17 protein-coding genes are annotated in these 21,924 nt (G+C 69.8%); 9 read left to right on the forward strand and 8 right to left on the reverse strand.

Annotated elements, in window-relative coordinates:
• Positions 1-162 precede the first annotated feature (162 nt).
• Complete coding sequence (locus IEY14_RS21475) at positions 163-2,457, forward strand: mechanosensitive ion channel family protein (RefSeq protein WP_188912183.1); 2,295 nt, start codon at positions 163-165, stop codon at positions 2,455-2,457.
• A 3-nt stretch (positions 2,458-2,460) separates the two neighbouring features.
• Here the strand turns inward: IEY14_RS21475 and IEY14_RS21480 are convergent, their stop codons facing one another.
• From IEY14_RS21480 to IEY14_RS21490, 3 genes are read right to left on the reverse strand one after another with little or no spacing between them, the layout of a single operon-like run.
• Entirely contained in the window at positions 2,461-3,696 is a 1,236-nt protein-coding gene (locus IEY14_RS21480) for a CCA tRNA nucleotidyltransferase (RefSeq protein ID WP_188912185.1), read from the reverse strand.
• On the reverse strand, positions 3,693-4,307 hold the full coding sequence (locus tag IEY14_RS21485) for a CoA pyrophosphatase (protein ID WP_188912187.1): 615 nt from the start codon (positions 4,305-4,307) through the stop codon (positions 3,693-3,695). Before IEY14_RS21485 ends, IEY14_RS21480 begins: the two co-directional genes overlap by 4 nt.
• Positions 4,308-4,889 carry a DUF1285 domain-containing protein gene (locus IEY14_RS21490; RefSeq protein ID WP_188912189.1) on the reverse strand — a complete coding sequence of 194 codons (582 nt, stop codon included), beginning with the start codon at positions 4,887-4,889 and terminating at the stop codon, positions 4,308-4,310.
• A gap of 208 nt (positions 4,890-5,097) precedes the next feature.
• Here IEY14_RS21490 and IEY14_RS21495 point away from each other — a divergent pair, with 208 nt between their 5' ends.
• From IEY14_RS21495 to IEY14_RS21510, 4 genes are all read left to right on the forward strand, one after another.
• Positions 5,098-6,105: an AAA family ATPase gene (locus IEY14_RS21495; RefSeq protein WP_373289030.1), complete on the forward strand. Its 1,008-nt coding sequence runs from the start codon at positions 5,098-5,100 to the stop codon at positions 6,103-6,105.
• Positions 6,106-6,114: 9 nt separating this feature from the next.
• Entirely contained in the window at positions 6,115-7,032 is a 918-nt protein-coding gene (locus IEY14_RS21500; protein WP_188912192.1) for a DUF58 domain-containing protein, read from the forward strand.
• Positions 7,029-9,878: a DUF4159 domain-containing protein gene (locus IEY14_RS21505; RefSeq protein WP_188912194.1), complete on the forward strand. Its 2,850-nt coding sequence runs from the start codon at positions 7,029-7,031 to the stop codon at positions 9,876-9,878. The genes IEY14_RS21500 and IEY14_RS21505 overlap by 4 nt, the downstream gene beginning before the upstream one ends.
• A 220-nt stretch (positions 9,879-10,098) precedes the next feature.
• Positions 10,099-12,177, forward strand: coding sequence for a hypothetical protein (locus IEY14_RS21510; RefSeq protein ID WP_188912196.1), 2,079 nt, complete (start codon positions 10,099-10,101; stop codon positions 12,175-12,177).
• Between the two features lie 53 nt (positions 12,178-12,230).
• Here the strand turns inward: IEY14_RS21510 and IEY14_RS21515 are convergent, their stop codons facing one another.
• Positions 12,231-12,755, reverse strand: coding sequence for a GNAT family N-acetyltransferase (locus IEY14_RS21515; RefSeq protein WP_188912198.1), 525 nt, complete (start codon positions 12,753-12,755; stop codon positions 12,231-12,233).
• Positions 12,756-13,005: 250 nt separating this feature from the next.
• On the opposite strand from IEY14_RS21515, the gene IEY14_RS21520 reads away from it, so the two are divergent.
• Together IEY14_RS21520 and IEY14_RS21525 are read left to right on the forward strand one after the other, a co-directional pair.
• Positions 13,006-13,977 carry a glutathione S-transferase family protein gene (locus tag IEY14_RS21520; protein ID WP_188912200.1) on the forward strand — a complete coding sequence of 324 codons (972 nt, stop codon included), beginning with the start codon at positions 13,006-13,008 and terminating at the stop codon, positions 13,975-13,977.
• 126 nt (positions 13,978-14,103) lie between these two features.
• Complete coding sequence (locus IEY14_RS21525) at positions 14,104-15,009, forward strand: sensor domain-containing diguanylate cyclase (protein WP_188912202.1); 906 nt, start codon at positions 14,104-14,106, stop codon at positions 15,007-15,009.
• A gap of 13 nt (positions 15,010-15,022) precedes the next feature.
• Here the strand turns inward: IEY14_RS21525 and IEY14_RS21530 are convergent, their stop codons facing one another.
• On the reverse strand, positions 15,023-15,442 hold the full coding sequence (locus IEY14_RS21530; protein WP_244639626.1) for an NUDIX domain-containing protein: 420 nt from the start codon (positions 15,440-15,442) through the stop codon (positions 15,023-15,025).
• A 97-nt stretch (positions 15,443-15,539) separates the two neighbouring features.
• On the opposite strand from IEY14_RS21530, the gene IEY14_RS21535 reads away from it, so the two are divergent.
• The gene (locus IEY14_RS21535) at positions 15,540-16,496 is read left to right on the forward strand and encodes a metallophosphoesterase family protein (RefSeq protein ID WP_188912206.1); all 957 of its coding nucleotides are present in this window, start codon (positions 15,540-15,542) and stop codon (positions 16,494-16,496) included.
• Between the two features lie 58 nt (positions 16,497-16,554).
• Positions 16,555-17,799, forward strand: coding sequence for a benzoate/H(+) symporter BenE family transporter (locus IEY14_RS21540; protein ID WP_188912208.1), 1,245 nt, complete (start codon positions 16,555-16,557; stop codon positions 17,797-17,799).
• 9 nt (positions 17,800-17,808) lie between these two features.
• Here the strand turns inward: IEY14_RS21540 and IEY14_RS21545 are convergent, their stop codons facing one another.
• From IEY14_RS21545 to leuA, 3 genes are all read right to left on the reverse strand, one after another.
• Positions 17,809-18,423 (reverse strand): hypothetical protein, encoded by a 615-nt coding sequence (locus IEY14_RS21545; RefSeq protein ID WP_188912211.1) that lies wholly within the window; start codon positions 18,421-18,423, stop codon positions 17,809-17,811.
• A gap of 79 nt (positions 18,424-18,502) precedes the next feature.
• Positions 18,503-20,137 carry a thiamine pyrophosphate-binding protein gene (locus IEY14_RS21550; protein ID WP_188912213.1) on the reverse strand — a complete coding sequence of 545 codons (1,635 nt, stop codon included), beginning with the start codon at positions 20,135-20,137 and terminating at the stop codon, positions 18,503-18,505.
• Complete coding sequence (gene leuA, locus IEY14_RS21555; protein ID WP_244639619.1) at positions 20,137-21,861, reverse strand: 2-isopropylmalate synthase; 1,725 nt, start codon at positions 21,859-21,861, stop codon at positions 20,137-20,139. Before leuA ends, IEY14_RS21550 begins: the two co-directional genes overlap by 1 nt.
• Between the last annotated feature and the right edge of the window lie 63 nt (positions 21,862-21,924).

A 21,924-nucleotide genomic window follows, 5' to 3' on the forward strand; every position in this document is an offset into this window, starting at 1 on the left:
AGAACAGCGCGAACGGGCCTTTTCGGGCCCGTTTTTTATTGCCCCTGCGACGCGATCCGGGCATGCCGTCACGAAATCGCCGGGCGACCGGCCTATCGCACCGCACAAATCCGCGCCTTCGGACGGCGCGGATCTCGGAGAGCGGACGGCAGAGGGGACCGTATGATCAGAAGCGCGTCGATCGGGGCGATCCTTGTCTGGATGGCCGTTCTCCTCGCGTCGATCCCGGGGCATGCGCAAGTGCCGGGCCTGCCCAATCTGACCGGCGGCGACGCCGGTGCCAAGACCGAGGCCGCCGCCGCGCCCGCCCCCGATCGTCAGGCCGATCTCGCGGCCGTCGACCGTATCCTGAGCCTTCTGAAGGACGACAAGCAGCGCACCGACTTCGTCCAGGCGCTGGAACAGGTGCGCACTGGCCTCGTGACGCAGGGGCCGCCGGCCCCCGCGCAGGACGCCTCCGCCCTGCCGAAGGACGGATTGATCGGGGCGCTCGCCGACAATGTGACGAAGGCGGTGGGCGAGTTTCCCGAAACGGCGTTGGGTGATAGCCCGAGCGTCAAGCTCGAAAACGCCCAGGCCGAGATCGCCGAGCGCGTCGCGACGAATTTCGGCGGCGAGGAGACGCTCGCCTTCTTCAGCTGGGCGCTGCCGGGCGTCGCCGCCGTCGCGGCGGTGATGACCTTCCTCTTCCGCAATGCCTGGCTGCGCCGCCGCCGCCGGCTGCGCCGCCGCGCCCAGACGCGCATCCAGCTACTGCGGCGGGTGTCGATCAAGCTCCTCTTCGATCTCCTGCCCTGGTTCGGCGCGGTGCTGACCATCGCGATCTGGACGACGATCTTCTCGCCCTCCTGGCGCGAGACGCAGCTCTTTCTCGCCCTGACGACGCCCTTCGTCGGCGCGGTCCTGGTGCGCCAGCTCAGCGCCTTCGTGCTTCTTCTTCTCGGGCGCACGCGCGGCTGGCGGCTCGTCGACTACGCCCATGCCAAGCTCCTGCCCTGGATCGTGGCGCTCACCGCCGTCGGCATCGCCGCCGGCCTGATGCGCGAATTCGCGGTGCGGCTGACGATCGGGCGCAATGTCGCCGATATCGGCGCGATGGTGCTCGATCTCGTCGTCGGCGGCCTCGCGATGCTCTTCGCCCTCCGCCATCGCCGCACCGTGCGCAGCCTCATCGTCAAGGGGCGGCGGCAGGACGGCGACCGCGCCACCGGCGTGCTGCGCACCGTGGTCGCCGCCTTCGCCAGCTATTGGCACATCTTCGCGATCCTCTTCATCGTCGCCAATCTCGGCGCCCGCCTCTTCGGCATCGGCGGCGACAATTTCTTCGAGGATGCGCTCTTCGCCGTCGTCTACATCCTGGCCGGTCTCGCCTTCCTGGCGCTCTGCAACGAATATTTCGCCAAGTGGCGGGAGGGGCTGGGGCGCGGGCGACAGACCGCGCAGCGGGCGCTCTGGCGGCGCTATCTCAGCGTCATCCATGTCGTCCTGCAGATCGCGACGACCGTCGTCGCCGCCATCGCCTGCATCGATCTCTGGGGCTTCGGCGTCGCCGGCTGGCTGACGACGGATGCCGGCAACCGCGTGCTTCAGCCGGTGATCTCGATTCTCGTCGTGCCGCTCGCCGTCTGGCTCATCTGGATCACGGTGGACACGCTGATCGAGAACGCGCTCGCCCCGGTCGACAATTTCGGTCGGCAGCGCCGCCAGTCGGCGCGGGTGAAGACGCTGCTGCCGCTCCTGCGCAACTTCATCTTCGCCGCCCTGACGGTGGTGACGGTGATCGCGGTGCTCGCCAATATCGGCGTCAACGTCGCGCCGCTCCTCGCCGGCGCCGGTATCATCGGTATCGCCATCTCCTTCGGCTCGCAGCAGCTGGTGCAGGACGTGATCACCGGCTTCTTCTTCCTGTTCGAGGACGCGCTGGCGATCGGCGACGTGATCTCCACCGGCGCGCAGTCCGGCGTCGTGGAGGGGATCAGCATCCGCACCGTGAAGATCCGGGCCGGCAATGGCGCGCTTTATTCAGTGCCCTTCAGCCAGATCAAGGCGTTGCAGAACGATTCGCGCGACTACGGCATCTTCCAGATCACCGTGACGATCGGCTACGGCGCCGATGCCGACCGGGCGATGGCGATCATGCACGAGGTCGGGGCGGATCTGCGCGCCGATCCGAAATACAAATACGACATGCTGATGCCGGTCGAGGTCTGGGGCGTCGACGCCTTCACGGCCGACGGCGTCGTCATCAAGGGCGCGATCCGCTGCCGGCCGCTCCAGCAATGGGGGGTCGGCCGCGAGTTCAATCGCCGCCTGAAGCAGCGCTACGACAAGGAAGGCATCGAGTTCTACCGTCCGAAGCAGGTGATCGAGATCGCCTCCGAGGCCCGGACGCTGACCTCGGACGACGGCGAGCTGCCGGTGCCGGCCGCCCGAAGGGCCGGCGCCCAGCCGGCCTGACCGTCAGAGCTTCGACAGGAGCACGTCGCGCGACAGGACGAAGCCGCTTTCGGCCCAGAGACGCTTGAGGCGGTCGAGCGCCGCGCCGAGAACGGGTCCGGGCTGGACGCCGACCGCCTTCAGATCCTCGCCCGATACGGGAAAGGCCGGCGGATCGAACATGTCGGCGATGCGCAATTGCTCGTTGAGGCGCGCGGTCTCGCCGATCGCGGCGGCCTCGCTGCGGCCGTGGCGCGTGGCGATCGCGAGGCGCAGGCGGTCGCGGATGCCGCCGCGATCGCCGAAATACAGGCGGGCGCGCAGGCTCTGGTCGGTTTCGCTGGGATCGGCGGGAGCCGCCAGCGCGAAGGCGAGCAGGCGGTCGCGCTCGGCATTCGCCAGCTTCAGCCGTCGGGCGAGTTCCGCCAGCCGCTCGCCGTCCGGCGGCACGATCGCCTCGAGACGCAGGAGCGCGTCCGGCGCCCAGCCATGCACCTGTTCGGCCCCGACGAGGCCGTGAATGGTGTCGATGCCCCAGCGTTCCGATTCCGGCAGGACCATGGAGAGGACGCCGGCCTGGCGCGCCCAGAGCAGCGCGCGGGAGGGATCGGCGGCCCCGAGCAGCTTGCGCAGTTCCGCCCAGACCCGCTCGGCGGACAGCTGCGCCAGACCGGATTTCAGCCGGGCGCAGGCGCGCAGGCCCTCCGCATCCGGCCGCCCCGCCCCGTACCAGGCGAAAAAGCGGAAGAAGCGCAGGATGCGCAGATAGTCCTCCTCGATGCGGCTCGCCGCATCGCCGATGAAGCGGAGCGTGCGCGTTTCGAGATCGGCGATCCCGCCGACGAGGTCGACCACCCTTCCGTCCGCCTCGCAATAGAGAGCGTTGATCGTGAAGTCGCGGCGCGTCGCGTCGGCCTCCCAGTCGCGGCCGAAGGCGACGCGGGCATGACGGCCGTCGGTCTCGACATCGCGGCGCAGCGTCGTCACCTCGAAGGGCCGGCCGGCCGCGACGACGGTGATCGTGCCATGCGCTAGCCCGGTCGGCACGGGTTTGAAGCCCGCCGCCTCCGCCCGCCGGGAGGTTTCCTCCGGCAGGACCGTCGTCGCGATGTCGATATCGGTGACCGGCAGCCCGAGCAGCGTGTTGCGCACCGCGCCACCGACGACGCGCGCGCCCTCCCCGCGCTCGGCCAGCGCGGCCAGCAGCCGTTGCAGCGTCTCGTCCCGCAGCCATTCGGCGTCGATGCGGGTCTCGGTCATGCGTAGAACCTCTCGTAGAGCGCGCGGATGATCCCGGCCGTCACGCCCCAGATATAGCGTTCGCCGAAGGGCATCACGTAGAAGAAGCGCTCGCTGCCCAGCCAGACACGGCTTTCCTTCTGGTGATTGGCGCCGTTCATCAGAAAGGACAAGGGCACCTCGAAGACATCGGCGACCTCGCCCGGATTGGGCTTGAGCGTGAAGCCCGGCCGCACGATCGCGACGACGGGCGTGATGCGAAAACCGGTGCGCGTCGAGTAGCGCGGCAGGCGGCCGACCGTCTCGATGAAATCGGGCGAGAGGCCGATCTCCTCGAAGCTCTCGCGGATCGCCGCCGCCTCCGGCGAGGCATCCTCGGGATCGACCGAACCGCCGGGAAAGGCGATCTGGCCGGAATGCTTGCGCAGGCCCGCCGCGCGGGTGGTGAGGATGACGCTCGCCTCCTCCGCGTGATCGACGACGGGCACCAGCACGGCGGCCTCGCGCACGTCCGGCCGGTCGAGGAGCTGGCCGAGCTCGGGATTGAGGACGTGGTCGCCGAGTTCCGGCAGCGGCAGATGCGGATCGGCCTCCGCCAGCCGCCGGCGCAGGTCGCGGGCGGTGAACCCCATTCAGCCCTCGCCGCCGAGGGAGAAGCGCGCGCCGGAAGAGCGGACGAAGGCGCCCGTGCCGTCCTCCTCGACGCAATCGGCGAGATCGAAGGCGAGCGCCCGCGTCAGCTTCGCCTCCAGCCGGCCGCGCACCAGGAGATAGGGCTCGAAGCTGCCCGCCGCCCCTTGCGAGACGAAGCGCAGCGGATGGGCGGCATCGGCCGCAACGACATCGCCGACATTGGTGCGGAAGGTGAGGACCGGCCCCTCCGGTCCCGCGTCGCGGCTCATCTCGACGGCGAGAAAAGGCGCGTCCTCGACGCGGATGCCGAGCTTCTCGACCGGTGTCACGAGATAGGTCCGGCCGTCCTCGTCCTTGCGCAGGACGGAGGCGAAGAGCCGCACCAGCGCTTCGCGCCCGATGGGCGAGCCGAGATAGGTCCAGCTGCCGTCGGCGCGGATCGCCATGTCGATGTCGCCGCAGAAGGGCGGGTTCCAGCGCTCCACCGGCGGCGCGCCGCGTCCGGCCCGCTCGGCCCGGCCGATCAGGGCTTCGAGCGAGGGCGAGGCGGGAACGGAAGGAGCGGTTCGATCGGTGGTCATGGCGCGAAGATGTGGCGTGGCGGATGAGTCCGGGCGGGCCGGGGGAGGTTCGAGTCTTATTTTGGCCCGGCTTCCCGGTCACGAAATAGTTCGAAACCGCCGCTTGCCACCGCTCCATCGGGCGTTTTTCATGGGGCGAGGTCCCGATTCCACCGGCATCGGGCGCCGCCCTTGCAGGCGGTTCGACGAATGGAGACGCTTCATGACGATGCTCGCGCCGCACGAGCCCGCCCTGGCGGGCGAAGACGCCGTCGCAAAGGCCGAGGCGGCGCTCGGCGATCTGGCGCGGGTGAAGGCATCGGTCGGGCGCGTCATCTTCGGCCAGGAAAGCGTCGTCGCGCAGACGGTGATCGCCATTCTCGCCGGCGGCCACGCGCTGCTCGTCGGCGTGCCGGGCCTCGCCAAGACCAAGCTGGTCGAGACGCTCGGCACCGCGCTCGGGCTCGACGCCCGCCGCATCCAGTTCACGCCGGACCTCATGCCTTCCGACATCGTCGGCTCGGAGGTCATGGAGCAGGACGAGACCGGCCGGCGCTCCTTCCGCTTCATTCCCGGCCCGGTCTTCGCCCAGCTCCTGATGGCGGACGAGATCAACCGTGCCTCGCCGCGCACCCAGTCGGCGCTGCTCCAGTCCATGCAGGAATATCACGTGACGGTCGCCGGCGCCCGCCACGACCTGCCGGCGCCCTTCCATGTGCTGGCGACGCAGAATCCGCTGGAGCAGGAAGGCACCTATCCCCTGCCCGAGGCGCAGCTCGACCGCTTCCTGATGCAGGTCGACGTGCCCTATCCCGACATCGAGGCCGAGCGGCGCATCCTTCTCGAGACCACCGGCGCGACGGAGGCGAAGGCCGAGGCCGTCCTCACCGCCGAGCGCCTGCGCGAGATCCAGGCGCTCGTGCGCCGCATGCCGGTGCCGGAAAGCGTGGTCGAGGCGATCCTCGCCCTGGTGCGCTCCGCCCGCCCCGGCCATGGCGCGAAGGAGGCGGACGCCCATATCGCCTGGGGTCCCGGCCCGCGCGCCTCGCAGGCGCTGATGACCTGCGTGCGCGCCCGCGCCCTCTACGAAGGCCGCCTCGCCCCGTCCGTCGACGACGTGGCGGCGCTCGCCGAACCGATCCTCCAGCATCGCATGGCGCTGAACTTCTCGGCCCGAGCCGAGGGCATGAGCGTGCGCGACGTGATCGCCGCGCTGAAGCGCGACATGACGCTCTAAGGCTTTCGAATGGCAAGCTTCGGCCAGGCGGTCGACCTCACTCCCAGTTCCGATGCCCTGGTCCGCGCCCGCCGTCGCGCCGCGCTGATGCCCGACCTCCTGGTCGAGGCGCGGCGCGTCGTCTCGACGGTGATCGCCGGCTGGCACGGCCGCCGCCGGCGCGGCACGGGCGAGAATTTCTGGCAGTTCCGCCCCTTCGTCGAGGGCGAGCAGGTCGCGCGCATCGACTGGCGCCGCTCCGCCCGCGACGACAATCTCTATATCCGCGACCGCGAATGGGAGGCGGCGCAGACCGTCTGGCTCTGGGCTGATCCCTCGCCCTCGATGCTCTTCCGCTCCTCGGCGGCGGAAGTGTCGAAGGAATCGCGCGCCCTCGTCCTGGTGCTGGCCCTCGCCGAGCTTCTGTCGCGCTCCGGCGAGCGGATCGGCTATCCGGGCGTTCTCGATCCGATTTCCGCCCGCAACGCGGCCGAGCGCATCGCGGCGGCGCTCGCCACCCGGCGGCCGGACGGCTTTCCGCCGGACGACCGGCTGAAGCGCTTCAGCGAGGTCGTGCTGGTCAGCGACTTCCTCGACCCGGTGGAGGAAACGATCGAGCGGATCGACCGCATCGGGCGCCGCGGCATTCGCGGCCATGTGATCGCCGTCGCCGATCCGGTGGAGGAGAGCTTTCCCTATAGCGGCCGCACCGAGTTCCGCGATCCCGAGACCGGCGCGAAGCTGACGGCGGGCCGCGCCGAAACGCTCGGCGAGGACTATCGCCGGCTCTATGCCGCGACGCGCGAGACGATCGCCGAACATTGCCGGCATCTCGGCTGGAGCTTCATCGCCCATCGCACCGACCGGCTGGCCTCGGAGGCGCTGGTCGCGGTCCATGGCCGCCTGTCCGGCCTGCCGCAGGCAGCCGGCGGGAGGCGCGGGTCATGATCGGCGGCCTGTCCTTCGGCGCGCCGCTCGTCCTGTTCGGGCTCCTGGCGCTGCCCGCCATCTGGTGGCTGCTGCGCCTCACGCCGCCGCGTCCGCAGACGGAAACCTTTCCGCCGCTCGCCATCCTGGCGCGCGTCCTGAAGCGCGAGGAAACGCCGTCGAAGAGCCCGTGGTGGCTGACGCTGCTGCGCCTTCTTCTCGCCAGCGCCGTGATCCTGGCGCTCGCCGCGCCCGTGCTCAATCCACGCGAGGCGCTACTCTCCGGCAGCGGGCCGCTGGCGCTTCTCGTCGACAATGGCTGGGCGAGCGGACCGGACTGGCCGGCGCGCCGCGACGCGGCGGAAGGCCTCATCCGTGAGGCGGGCGAGGCCGGGCGGCCGGTGGCGCTGGCCTTCACCGCCGAGGCGGCGGGCGACGACGCGACGCCGGGCGAGGCCGCGACGGCCTTGCAGCGCCTCGCCGCGACCGAGGTGCGGCCGATCCCGACCGAGCGCGCGGCGGCCGTGGCGCGGCTCGCCACCGCGCTTCGAAACGATCCGCCGGGCACGCTGGCCCTCGTGACCGATGGCCTCGGCGGCCCCGGCACGCGCGAGGCGCTGGCGGGCCTCGCCGCCCTGTCGCCCGGCCGCACGCTCGTCTTCCGCCCCGAGCTCGGCCGGCTCGTCGGGCTGACCGGCGCCGACAATTCGACCGACGCCCTCGTCGTGAACGCCGTCCGGCCGGCCGGCACGGCATCCGCCGCCAGCTTCCGGCTGCGGGCGCTGGACAGCCAGGACCGCGAGATCGGCACGGCCGATCTCGCCTTCGAACCGGGCGCCGACAAGGGCGCGGCCCGCTTCGCCATTCCCGTCGAGCTGCGCAACGACGTCGCCCGGATCGAGCTGGCGGACGGCCTCAGCGCCGGCGCGGTGCGGCTGGTGGACGACAGTTTCCGCCGTCGCCGCGTCGGTCTCGTTTCCGGCGAGACGGCGGATGCGGCCCAGCCGCTTCTGTCGCCGCTCTACTATATCAGCCGGGCACTGGAGCCCTTCGCCGATCTCGCCCGCACCGACAGCGCCGATCTCGCGAAGGCGATTCCGGCCCTGGTCGAGCGTCACCCGTCGGTGATCGTCCTCGCCGATATCGGCGTGATGCCGAAGCCGGCCGAGGAGGCCCTGCGCGGCTTCGTCGAGAAGGGCGGCTTTCTGGTCCGCTTCGCCGGCCCGCGCCTTGCCGCGACGACCGGCGAGGACCCGCTGGTGCCGGTGCGCCTGCGCGCCGGCGAGCGCCAGCTCGGCGGCTCCCTCACCTGGAGCCAGCCGCAGCATCTGGCGCCGATCCCCGAGACGAGCCCGCTCGCCGGCATCGCCATTCCGCCGGACGTGACGGTGACGCGGCAGATCCTCGCCGAGCCGGCGGTCGATCTCAACGAACGCACCTGGATGAGCCTTCAGGACGGCACGCCGCTCGTCACCGCCTCGAAGGCGGGCGACGGAACGATCGTGCTGTTCCACGTGACGGCGGAGGCGACCTGGTCGAACCTGCCGATCTCCGGCTCTTTCGTCGACATGCTCCGCCGCATCGTCACCCTGTCGCGCGCCAGCGGCCCGGCGGCGAGCGGCGCCACCGGCACCGCCGCCGCGCCGGGCACCCAGCCGGCGGGAGCCGTCGCCGCCCTGCCGCCCTATCGCGTCCTCGACGGCGCCGGGCGCCTCGGCGCGCCGGGGCCGGACATCCAGCCGCTGGTGCCGCCCGCGAGCGGCGCCCCCGGCGTGAAGCGCGAGAACCCGCCCGGCCTCTACGGCACGTCCGAAGGATATACCGCGTTGAATCTCCTGAAGGCCGACGCGACACTTCAGCCGCTCGCCGATGCCGATCTCGGCCTGCCGGTCGTCTCCCGCGCCTATGGCGGCAACGATCAGACGGATCTCTCGCCCTGGCTCTTCGCGGCGGCGCTCATTCTCTTCGCCCTCGACGCGCTCGCGCTTCTCTGGCTGAACGGCGCGTTCCGGCGTCTCCGGCCGAGGCGCGGCGCGGCGGTGGCGACGATTCTCGTCGGCGCGATGCTTCTCGCCGGCGGCGTGCCCGGCCCGCCGGCGGGCGCGCAGGAAAGCGGCGCGCCCTCGGCGATCGAGGCGACGGAGAAGACGCATCTCGCCTTCGTCGAGACCGGCAATGCCGAGACCGACAACGTCTCGCGCCGGGGTCTCGCCGGCCTGTCGCAGTTCATCGCCATGAAGACGGCGCTGGAGCCGGGCGATCCGGTCGGCGTCGACATCGCGCGCGACGAGCTCGCCTTCTATCCGATCCTCTATTGGCCGGTGGATGCGGGCGACGCGATGCCGACGCCCGCCGCGATCAGCCGCGTCGACGCCTATATGAAGCAAGGCGGCACGGTGCTCTTCGACGTGCATGACGACGAGCTGTCGTCGCTGTCCGGGACGGCGGTGACGCCCGGCCAGCGCCGGCTGCGCGACATTCTCGCCGATCTCGACATTCCCCCGCTCGAACCGGTGCCGAGCGACCATGTGCTGACCAAGTCCTTCTACATCATGACGGACTTTCCCGGCCGGCATCGCGGCTCCGAGCTCTGGGTCGAGGCGACGCAGCGCGATCCGAACGCCCGCGCCCGCCCCGCCAATGCCGGCGACGGCGTGTCCTCGATCATGATCACCTCGAACGACCTCGCCGGGGCCTGGGCGGTGGACGAAGGCGGGCTGTTCCTGTTCCCGACCGACGAGAGCGATTCCGAGCAGCGCGAATATGCCTATCGCGCCGGGGTCAACATCGTGATGTACGTGCTGACCGGCAACTACAAGGCCGACCAGGTGCATGTGCCGGCATTGCTGGAGCGGTTGGGGCAATGAAGGGCATGCGGTGCCGGATCGAACTCGGCGGGTCGGCCGCTTTCTTCTCCCCAGCGGGGAGAAGGTGGCGCGCAGCGCCGGATGAGGGGCATGCGGCGACGGCGATAGATCGCGAACGCTTTTCGCTTCGCGACCCCTCATCGCCCTGCCGGGCACTTCTCCCCGCCGGGGAGAAGAAAGCGGCGGCGCGGTCGGCGCCCCGAGGAGCATCGAACGCCGCATGACCTGGTCGATCGACATCGCGCCTTTCTTTTCCTGGACGGTGATCGCCCTCCTTGCCGTGCCGGCGGCGGCGCTGGCGCTGGCGCTCGCCTTCGCGGGTCTGCGGGGGGCGCTGGTGCGGGTTCTCGCCATCGCCGCCCTGTTTCTCGCCCTTCTCAACCCCGTTGTCCTCAGCGAGGAACGCGATCCGCTGAAGAGCGTCGTCGCCCTCGTCGTCGATCGCTCGCAAAGCCAGACGATCGGCGAGCGCCGGGCGGAGACGGACGCGACGGTCGAGGCGCTGAAGCGCAGCATCGAGCGCTATCCGGACTTCGAGCTGCGCACCATCGAGGCGAAGAACGGCGGCGCCGCGAATGCCGATGCGACAACGGCGCTCTTCGCCGCGCTCGGCCAGGGCCTCCACGACGTCGCCCCGGCCCGCGTCGCCGGCGCCATCATGGTGACGGACGGACAGGTTCACGACATTCCGGCGAATGCCGCGGCGCTCGGCTTCGACGCGCCGCTCCATGCGCTCGTCACCGGCCGGGCGGACGAGTTCGACCGGCGGATCGAAGTGCTGACCAGCCCGCGCTTCGGGCTGGTCGACGAGGACCAGACGCTCGACTACCGCGTGATCGAGGACGGTCCCCGCGCCTCGAAGACCCCGGTCGAGGTGCGGATCTTCATGAACGGCGATCTCGTCGCGCGCGAGCAGGCCGTGCCGGGAGAGAACGCCCGCTGGACCTTCCGCCTGCCGCGCGCCGGCAAGAACATCGTCGAGCTTTCGGCCGCGCGCGATCCCGGCGAGATCACCCCCGTCAACAACCGCGCCATCGCGGTGATCGACGGCATCCGCGAGAATCTGCGCGTCCTTCTGGTCTCGGGCGAGCCGCATGCCGGCGAGCGGACCTGGCGCAATCTCCTGAAGTCGGACGCCGCCGTCGACCTCGTCCATTTCACCATCCTGCGGCCGCCGGAGAAGCAGGACGGCACGCCGATCGACGAATTGTCGCTGATCGCCTTTCCGACGCGGGAGCTCTTCGTCGAGAAGATCGACGATTTCGACCTCATCATCTTCGACCGCTACCAGCGGCGCGGCGTGCTGCCGGCGCTGTATTTCGACTATATCGCGCAATATGTCGAAAAGGGCGGCGCGCTCCTGATCGCCTCCGGGCCGGAATATGCCGGCAACGATTCGGTGGCGCAGACCTCACTGTCCTCCATCCTGCCGGCCCTGCCGACCGGCACGATCGACGAGGAGGCCTTCCGGCCGGCGCTGTCCGATCTCGGGCGGAAACATCCGGTGACGCGCGACCTGCCCGGCTCGCAGGCGACCCCGCCCGACTGGAGCGAGTGGTTCCGCTCGATCGATGTCGAGAATCCGCGTGGCGAGACGGTGATGACGGGGCCGAACGGCAAGCCGCTGCTCGTGCTCGACCGCGCCGGCGAAGGCCGCATCGCCCTCCTCCTGTCCGATCACGGCTGGCTGTGGTCGCGCGGCTTCGAGGGCGGCGGCCCGCATGTCGCCCTCTTCCGCCGCCTCGCCCATTGGCTGATGAAGGAGCCGGAACTGGAGGAGGAGGCGCTCGACGCCGAGGCGCGCGGCGAGGATCTCGTCGTCACCCGCCAGACGATCGGCGGCAATCCGGGCCCGGCGACCGTCGTCACGCCCTCCGGTCAAGCGTTGCAGGTCGAGATGCGCGAGGCCGGCGCCGGCCGCTGGGAGGGCACGCTGAAAGCGCCTGAACTCGGCCTCTATCAGGCGGCGAATGGCGAGCTTCGGGCGCTCGCCAATGTCGGGCCGGTCAATCCGCGCGAGTTCCAGGAGGCGGTCTCGACCACCGCGAAGCTGCAGCCGATCGCCGAAGCGACGCGCGGCGACGCGCGGCGGATCGCCGAGACCGGCACGGTCGAGGTGCCGCGCGTCGTACCGGTGCGCGGCCGCGCCGAGGCGTCCGGGCGGGACTGGATCGGCCTCAAGACCACCGACGAGACCGTGCTGAAGGGCGTGACGCGCACGCCGCTCTTCGCCGGCTTCCTCGGCCTCGCCATCCTGCTTCTCGCGCTTTCGGCCACTTGGTATCGCGAGGGGCGCTAGTGCCCCTTGCCTCCGGCCGGGATCGCCGACTTGGGTCCGGGCTGCCTTCCGGCTCAGCGGGCGGGCGATACCGGTCCGCGCCGTCCCCGCACCCTGCCGGACAGGCCGTCCAGCGCCCCCGGGGCAAGCGGCAACGCGAGCACCCTTTGTGGATCGACCGGCCCCGGAAGCGTGACGGCGCCGGACGGCACCGGGTGGTAGCCGAGCGGCATGTAATAGGCGCGGTCGCCGACGAGGAGGATCACGGTCTCGCCCGCGGCTTCCGCCGCCTCGGCCGCCATCCGCATCAGCGTCCGGCCGATGCCGAGGCCCTTGAAGGCCGGCTTCACAACGAGGGGACCAAGGAGCAGCGCCGGCCGCTCGCCGATAAGGATCGGGGTCTGGCGCACGGACCCCGCCACCGTCCGCCCGACCGTCGCCACGAAGGACAGGCTCCGGTCGTGCGGCACCTCCTCGCGCACCCGCTCGGCGGCGCGCACGAAGCGGCCGGGGCCGAAGGCCTCGTCCGACAAGGCGGTGACGGCGAGATCGTGCTCGGGCGTGTCCTGCGCATAGCAGGCATGGGCGGATTGAAGCATCGGGGGCGGATCCGAGAGAAGCGCGTCCACCCGATGGGCCGGTCAGGCGATGGGCGGGACGGTGCGGGACAGGGCGACGGAACGGAACGTCGATCGTCGTCGCAGCATCGCCTCCCTCCCCCTTTTCCCACTTAAAGATCGAGCCGCCTCGGCTCGGCCGTCCCTATACAGTTTTTCGTCGGCGCGGCAAGCACCGCTTTCCATGGCCGGCGACTCGCGTATCTAGGAGCCGAGGCACGGGAGTGGCACGATGGGTCTCTTGGTCGACGGCGTCTGGCGCGACGAATGGTACGACACGAAGTCGACGGGCGGCAGCTTCGAGCGCAAGGCCTCCAGCTTCCGCCATTGGGTGACGGCGGATGGCGGGCCGGGACCGGATGGGCAGAAGGGCTTTCCGGCGGCGACGGGCCGCTATCATCTCTATGTCTCCCTCGCCTGCCCCTGGGCGCATCGCACGCTGATCTATCGCAAGCTGAAGAGGCTGGAGGACGTGATCTCGATCTCCGTGGTCGACTGGCTGATGGCGGAGGAAGGCTGGGTCTTCTCCGAGCGAGAGGGCACGATCCCGGACACGGTCAACGGCTGCCGCCGGCTCCACGAGGTCTATGTCAAGGCCGACCCGCACTATACCGGCCGCGTCACGGTGCCGGTGCTCTGGGACAAGGAGACCGGCACGATCGTCAGCAACGAGTCGGCCGAGATCATCCGCATGCTGAACCGGGGCTTCGACGCCTTCGGCGACGCCTCGCTCGATCTTGCCCCGGACGATCTCCTGCCGGAGATCGACGCGCTCAACGCGCAGATCTACGAGACGGTGAACAACGGCGTCTATCGCTGCGGCTTCGCCACGACGCAGGCCGCCTACGAAAAGCCGTTCCATGCCTTGTTCGAGACGCTGGACGGGCTGGAGGAGCGGCTCGCCCGCAGCCGCTATCTTCTCGGCGAGCGGTTCACCGAGGCCGACTGGCGCCTCTTCACGACGCTCATCCGCTTCGACGCCGTCTATCACGGCCATTTCAAGTGCAATGCCCGGCGGATCGCCGACTATCCGAACCTCTTCGGCTACATGCTCGATCTCTACCAGACGCCGGGCATCGCCGAGACGGTGAACTTCCACCACATCAAGGGCCACTATTATCAGAGCCACAAGACGATCAACCCGACAGGCATCGTCCCGCTCGGCCCCGATCAGGATCTCGGCCGCCCGCACGGGCGGGCTTAGATGCGGCCGTTGCAGGATAAGCTCATAGAGCGCTCAAAAACAACGACAACGGGCACTGCCGAGTTTAAGCGGAATTTAAGCCGGCCCCACCTATCTGGCCACTGACCTCTTCGGTTGGAGGACCAGATGCATGACGCTCTCGACCATATTCTGGCGCTTTCCGAGGACAGCGCGGCACTGATTGGTCTTTACGACCCCGCCGATCGTCTCCGATACGCCAATGCCGCCTTCCGGGCAGCGTTCTTCGTCGGGCCGGCGGAGACGCCGACCTTCGCCGAGATCCTCCGGCGCAATCACGCGGCCGGCCGCAGCACCCGGATCGTCCAACCCGATTTCGAGGCCTGGCTCGCTTCGGCCGTGTCGCGGCGCGCGAAGCTGCGCCACCGCCGCGTCCTGTCCGATCTCCTCGACGGCCGCTGGCTGTCGATCAACGAGAATGTCCTGCCGAACGGCTGGTCGCTTTTCGTCGGCCTGGATGTCACGGACCTGCGCAGCTGCGATCTGCAGCTGCAGAGCGACCGCGACGCGGCGCTGAAAGCGGCGCAGACGGACGAACTGACGGGCATTTCGAACCGCCGCCACATCATGGCGGTGCTCGCATCGATGATCACCGGCGAACTCTCGGGTCCGATGGCGGGCGGCTGCGCCTGCCTCCTCGACATCGACCATTTCAAGCGCATCAACGATTCCTTCGGCCATCCGGCCGGCGATGCCGTGATCACCGACATCGCACGCGCCCTCCAGGCCGCCATCCGCCCGCGCGATGCGCTCGGCCGCGTCGGCGGCGAGGAATTCCTGCTGGTCCTGCCGGAAACGAGCTTCGAGGACGGTGAGGCGCTGGTCGAGAAACTGTTGCGGGGCGTCGCCACGCGACGGCCGCTCGTCGCCCAACCCTCGATACGGATCACCTGTTCGGCGGGTCTCGTCGCCTATCGGCGCGGCGAGAGCGTGGAAGCGGTCTATGCCCGCGCCGACAAGGCCCTCTATGCCGCGAAGGCGGGCGGCCGGAACCGGCTCTGCAAGGCGGCGTGAGGCGCGCCGCCTCCTACCAGTCGGGGTCTGCCGACTGGTCGCCGCGAAGTTCGGCGAGGCGCCGGAGCGTCGCGGGCGTCACCGCCTCCGGCAGGGCGTCGAGGGGGAAGAAGCCGCTTTCGGCGATCTCGCGATCGGCGGGCTTCGGCGCCGTCTGATGCACCAGCGGACACTGAAAGAAAAGGACATGATCGCGCCCGAGCCCCGAGCGGTTGAAATGCACGCTGACGAGGCGGGGCGGCGCGGCGAGACGCAGGTTGCCCTCCTCGCCGAGCTCGCGCGCGACGGCGCTCGCCGCCGTCTCGCCGGGATCGAGGCCGCCGCCCGGCAGATACCAGCCGCTCATATAGGTGTGCCGCACCAGGAACACCGCGCCGGACGCGTCGAAGGCGGCGGCGCGGATGCCGAGCGTCATCGGCCGGGCGGCGAGCATCGCCAGATGGCGCAGGCGCCGCGCCGTCTTCGTGCCGTCGAGAAGACGCAGGAGCAGGGACTTCTCCTCGGCCCCGCTTCGGCTAGATGAGGAGACCATGTTCCGGCTCGCCCATATTTCCGACATCCATCTCGGCCCCCTCCCGGAGCTTTCGTTCCGCCAGCTCGTATCGAAGCGGGTGACGGGCTATTACAACTGGCAGCGCAACCGCAAGAAGATGATGTTCGGCGAGACGCTGCTCTCGCTGACCACCGACATGCATGCGCAGAAGCCCGATCACGTCTGCGTCACGGGCGATCTGGTCAATCTCGCGACGACGCAGGAGATCGTCGCGGCAGGGGCCTGGCTGAAGGATCTCGGCCCCCCGCGCGACGTTTCCGTGGTGCCGGGCAATCACGACGCCTATGTGCCGGGCGCCCTGCGCAAGGCCTGCCATGAGTGGCACAACTACATGGTGGGCGACAATCCGTCGGCCGCCATCGGCCAGCTCTTTCCCTATGTGCGGATGCGCGGCCCCGTGGCGATCTTCGGCGTCTCGACGGCGGAGGCGACGGCACCCTTCTTCGCCACCGGCACCTTCAAGCGCGGACAGGCCCTGCAACTGGCGCGCATGCTGACCGCCTGCCGGGCGACGGGCCATTTCTGCGTCGTCCTCATTCATCACCCGCCGGTCGCCGGCTCGACGGCTTGGCACAAGCGGCTGATCGGCAAACAATATTTCTGGAAGGTCATTCGCGAGGCCGGCGCCGATCTGGTGCTGCACGGCCATACCCATCTCGACACGCTCTACTGGATCGCCGGGCTCGACGGGCTGGTGCCGGTGGTGGGCGTTCCCTCGGCCAGCCAGAATCCCGGCGGCGACAAGCCGGCGGCGCGCTACAACCTTTTCGACATCGAGGGCGAGCCGGGCGCCTGGACGGTGACGCAGCGCGAACGCGGCCTCCGACCGGAGGGTGCGGGGCTGGGCTGGATCCGCGAGCGCCGGCTGACCAGCCGGGGGGAGGCGGTGGATGTCCAGCGCGTCGAGGACACGACGGCGGTCGAGCCGGCCTGAGGCATAAGGCCGCCTTTTTCGTGGAGCCCGGGGCCACCCTCATGTAGAGGGGATGGCGATGCGCGCCCTGCCCCTACCCGCCATCAGCGCGGGCCTTCTCGCCGCCTTCGTCGGCTTCACCAGCTCCTTCTCGGTCGTGCTCGGCGGCCTGATCGGCGTCGGCGCGACGCAAGTCGAAGCCGCGTCCGGCCTGATGGCGCTGTCGATCGCCATGGGCCTCTGCGCCATCCTGCTCAGCCTGCGCCACCGCATGCCGATCTCCGTCGCCTGGTCGACGCCGGGCGCCGCGCTGCTGGCGGGCGCCGCCGCGCCGCAGGGCGGCTTCCCGACGGCGGTCGGCGCCTTTCTCCTCGCCGCGCTTCTCGTGATCCTCGCCGGCACGCTGCGCCCGCTCGGCCGGCTGATCGCGGCGATTCCGGGCTCGATCGCCAATGCGATGCTCGCCGGCATCATCTTCTCGCTCTGCCTCGCCCCGGTGAAGGCGATCGCGTCCGAGCCGCTGCCGGGCCTCGCCATCGCCGCCACCTGGATGCTCGTCGGCCGTGTCCGGCGCCTTCTTGCCGTACCGGCCGCCGCCCTCGTCGCCATCGCCGCCATTCTGGCCACGAAAGGCGGCGGCATCGATCCGGCCTCCCTCCTGCCGCGTCCGGTCCTGATCGCGCCGAGCTTCGACTGGCAGAGCGCGATCGGCATCGCCCTGCCCCTCTTCCTGGTCACCATGGCCTCGCAGAACATTCCGGGCCTGACCGTGCTCAAGGTGAACGGCTACCAGCCGCCGGCCGGTCCGCTCTTCACCGCGACCGGGCTCTTCTCGCTGCTCGCCGTGCCCTTCGGCGGCCATGCGGTGAATCTCGCCGCGATCACCGCCGCGATCTGCGCCGGCGAGGAAGCCGGCCCCGATCCCGATCGCCGCTGGTGGGCCGGCGTCGTCTCAGGGGTCGCCTATGTGATCTTCGGGCTCGGCGCGGGCGCCGTCACCGCCTTCGCCAGCCTGTCGCCGCTGCTCATCGAGGCGGCGGCCGGTCTGGCGCTGATCGGCGCGCTGACCGCCTCGCTCCAGGCCGCGATGGCGAGCGCGGACGAGCGCAACGCCGCCGCCGTGACCTTTCTCACGACCGCCTCCGGCATCGCCTTTCTCGGCATCAGCGCGCCGTTCTGGGGTCTCCTCGCCGGTGCCGCGATGCTGGCGCTCGTCCGCTTCGGCGCGCCCGCCATCGGTTCGGCGCAACCGGCCGCGACGCCCGTCGTCAGGGCGCCCGAGACCGGTCCGATCGAGAGACGGCCGCTGCCCGGCTCGCTCTGACGCGCCGCGTCAGCGCAGCGTCAGGCCGCGCATCGTGGCGAGGCCATAGAGAATCGCAGCGCCGACCACCATGCCGATCAACAGCCAGGACAGCGCGAAGGCGGCGCCCGGACCGCGCGGCTTCGCCACCGGCGCCCGGATCGGCTCGTCCGAGGCGCCATTGGCCGGCGCGGGCGGCGCATGGCCGACCGAGCCGTAACGATCGAGCTCGGCAAAGGCCTTTTCCCGCTCGACGATCCGTTCGGCAATATAGGTGGTGATGCGGTCGGCGATCGCATGCATGTCCGGCGATTCGGCCAGCGTCACCCGGCCGATGCGCGTTTCGCGCACGAAACGGTAGGTGCGCCGGTCACGGGCCATGGTCACATGCGCCGTGCCGTCGATCCAGAAGCGCGGCTGCGGCCCGCCGGAAATCGTGAAATCGAAGAAGTCGTCGCCGGCCGGAATGTCGTCGATGACGCTTTGCAGCGCCTCGGCCAGGATCTCCAGCCGCGCCCGGTCGGCCTCGCGGATGTCGACCACGACGTCGCTGCGATGCGCGGCGGCGATCTTGGCGGCGCGCACCGCATCGGCGAGCCGCCGAGTGCCCGTCAGCGACGTCACCTTGTCATTGCCGTCAGCCATCGCTCTCGTCGTTCCCGCCGCGGTTCCCGTATTCGTTCAATTGCCCATCTTTGCCGCCACGGCAATCTCCGGCAAGGGCTCAGATGCGCTTCGTGGTCGAGATCCGGCGCGGATCGGTGCGAAGATGCAGAAGCGCGGGGCCGCCGAAGGCCAGGGCCTCGGCCAGCGCCGGGGCGAAATCGGCCGTGCGCGTCACCGTGGCGCCGAAGCCGCCATGGCTGCGGGCGAGCGCCGCGAAATCGGGATTGCGGATCTGCGTGCCGGAGATCCGGCCCGGATAGCGCATTTCCTGATGCATGCGGATCGTGCCGTACTGGCTGTTGTCGACGAGGAGCACGACGAGCGCCGCCTCCTCTTCCGCCGCCGTCGCGAATTCCTGGCTCGTCATCTGGAAACAGCCGTCGCCGGCGAAGCAGACGACGGTGCGCTCGGGATGGCGCAGCTTTGCCGCCACGGCCGCCGGCAGACCGTAGCCCATCGAGCCGGAGGTCGGCGCGAGCTGCGACAGCCGGTCGGCGAAGCGGCCGTGGCGATGCAGCCAGCCGCCGTAATTGCCGGCGCCGTTCGTATAGGTGGTCGTCGCCGGCAGGGTCGCGGCGAGATGGGCCATGACCGCGTCGAGATCGACCGGCTCCGCCTCGGCTGAGGGGACGGGCGTCGACCATTCCAGATAGTCGCGATGCGCCGCTTCCGCCGCGCCGGACCAGAGAACCGTCGCGGGCGGGGCGAGTTGCACCGCGCGGCGCGCGAAGGATACGGGGTCGGCATGGATGGCGAGGGCCGGGTGATAGAGCCGGCCGAGTTCGCGCGCTTCGGGCAGAACATGAACGAGCTGCTGTTTCGGTTTTGGAATCGCCAGCAACTCGTAGCACTGGCTGGGCATTTCGCCGAAGCGGGCCCCGACGGCGAGGATCAGGTCGGCCGCTTCCAGCCGCGCCCGCAGCTTCGGCGCGATGCCGATTCCGACATCGCCGGCATGGTTGGGATGCAGGCTCGGAAACAGCATCTGGCGCCGGAAGGAACAGGCGACCGGCAGATGCCAGCTTTCGGCGAAGTGGCGGATATCGGCGAGCGCCCCGTCCGTCCAGCGCGAGCCGCCGAGCACCATCATCGGCGCGCGCGCCTGCGAAAGGCGGGACCAGAGGTCTTCCATCTTCTCCTGCGAAGGCGGCAGGACCTCTGCCTCGTGCCGGGGCAGGATCTCGGCCGATCCGATGCCGGAAAGCGTGTCCTCCGGCAGGGCGATCACGACCGGTCCCGGCGCGCCTTCCATGGCGATGCGGAAGGCGTCCTCGACCAGAGCCGGCAGTTCGTCCGGCGTCTCCGCCTCGAACACCGCCTTCGCCATGCCGCCGAAGAGCCGGTCGTAGTCGAGTTCCTGAAAGGCGCCGCGCCCCCGGAAGGCGTGCGGGACCTGCCCGACGAAGAGGATCATCGGCGTCAGGTCGTGCGCCGCGACATGGATGCCGGAGGCGGCATTCGTCGCCCCCGGGCCGCGCGTGACGAATGAGATGCCGGGGCGGCCGGTCAGCTTGCCGTCCGCCTCGGCCATCATCGCCGCCCCGCCCTCCTGGCGGCAGACGACGAGATCGATCGCGCTGTCATGCAGCGCGTCGAGCACCGGGAGATAGCTCTCCCCCGGCACGCAGAAGATGCGGGAGACGCCCTGCGCTTCCAGCGCGCGGACGAGAAGGACGCCGCCCGCCGCCCGCATCAGGCCGCTCCGTTCGCCAGAACGCGGTTCGCCGCCGCGACGATGGCGCGGAGCGAGGCGGTCGTCGCGTTCTGGTCGATGCCGGCCCCGAAGGTTTTGCCGCCGGCATGCTCGATCTCCATATAGGCGATCGCCTTGGCGTTGGAGCCGCGCTGGAGCGAATGTTCCGAATAGTCGGCGACCGAGAGCTCGACGCCGAGATGGCGCGACAGGGCGTCGATGAAGCCGTCGATCGCGCCGGTTCCCCGGCCCTCGACCACGATCTCCTTCTCGCCGTCCCGGATCGTCGCCTCGACGATGCGCGAATTCTTGTCGGCGCCCGCCTTGGTGATGTGCTCGACATAGGCGATCCGCGCGTCGGGCTGCTCGACGTAGGCGCGCATGAACTCGTCATGGATGCGCTTCGCCGGCATCTCGACGCCTTCCTCGTCGGTGATCTTCTGGATCGCCTCGCGGAACTCGATCTGCAGGTTGCGCGGCAGGTTCAGGCCGTAATCGGCCTGGAGCACATAGGCGATACCACCCTTGCCCGACTGCGAGTTGATGCGGATGATCGCCTCGTAGGAGCGGCCGACATCCTTCGGGTCGATCGGCAGATAGGGCACTTCCCAGAGCGGCGAATTGGCGGTCGCCCGCGCCTTCATGCCCTTGTTGATCGCGTCCTGATGCGAGCCGGAAAAGGCGGTATAGACCAGTTCGCCGACATAGGGGTGGCGCTCCGGGATCGCCAGCTTGTTGCAGTACTCGTAGACTTCCTTGATCGCGTTGATGTCGGAAATGTCGAGGCCGGGATCGATGCCCTGCGTGAACATGTTCAGCGCGAGGGTCACGATGTCGACATTGCCGGTGCGCTCGCCATTGCCGAACAGCGTGCCCTCGACGCGGTCGGCGCCGGCCAGGAGGCCGAGCTCGGTCGCGGCCACCGCCGTGCCCCGGTCGTTATGCGGATGCAGCGAGACGATGAGATTCTCGCGATTGTCGAGCTGGCGGCACATCCATTCGATCTGGTCGGCATGGACGTTCGGCGTCGACATCTCGACCGTCGCCGGCAGGTTGATGATCAGCTTGTTGTCCGGCGTCGGACGCACGATCTCGGCGACGGCGTTGCAGATCTCGGCCGCGAAATCGAGCTCGGTGCCGGTGAAGCTTTCCGGCGAATACTGGAAGCGATAGCCGCCGCCGGCCTTCGCCGCCATGTCGGTGATCATCTTCGCCGCGTCGGTGGCGATCTCGCGGATGCCGGCGCGGTCCTTGGCGAAGACGACGCGCCGTTGCAGCTCCGACGTCGAATTGTAGAAATGCACGATCGGGCGATGCGCGCCTTCCAGGCTCTCGAAGGTCCGGCGGATCAGTTCCGGCCGGCACTGGACGAGCACCTGCAACGAGACGTCCTCGGCCACCTCGCCCTTCTCGACGCACCAGCGGGCGAAGTCGAAATCGGTCTGCGAGGCGGAGGGGAACCCGATCTCGATCTCCTTGAAGTTCATCGCCTTCAAGAGACGGAAGAACCGCTCCTTCTTGTCCTGGCCCATCGGATCGACCAGGGCCTGGTTGCCGTCGCGCAGGTCGACGGAGCACCAGACGGGCGGCGCCTCGATGGTCTTCGCCGGCCAGGTGCGGTCGGAAAGAGCGATGGTCGGATAGGGTCGGTACTTGTCGGCGGCCGTCGGCATGGACTTGGCGGCCTCGGACGCGCTCGGGGCGCGCATGGATACGGCGGACATGGCGTTTCGCACCTTCGGATCTTCGGGCGGATGCCGGACGACAGCGCAATATCAGCGCGACGC

It is taken from the genome of Aureimonas endophytica (assembly GCF_014642635.1).
GTDB lineage: Bacteria > Pseudomonadota > Alphaproteobacteria > Rhizobiales > Rhizobiaceae > Plantimonas > Plantimonas endophytica.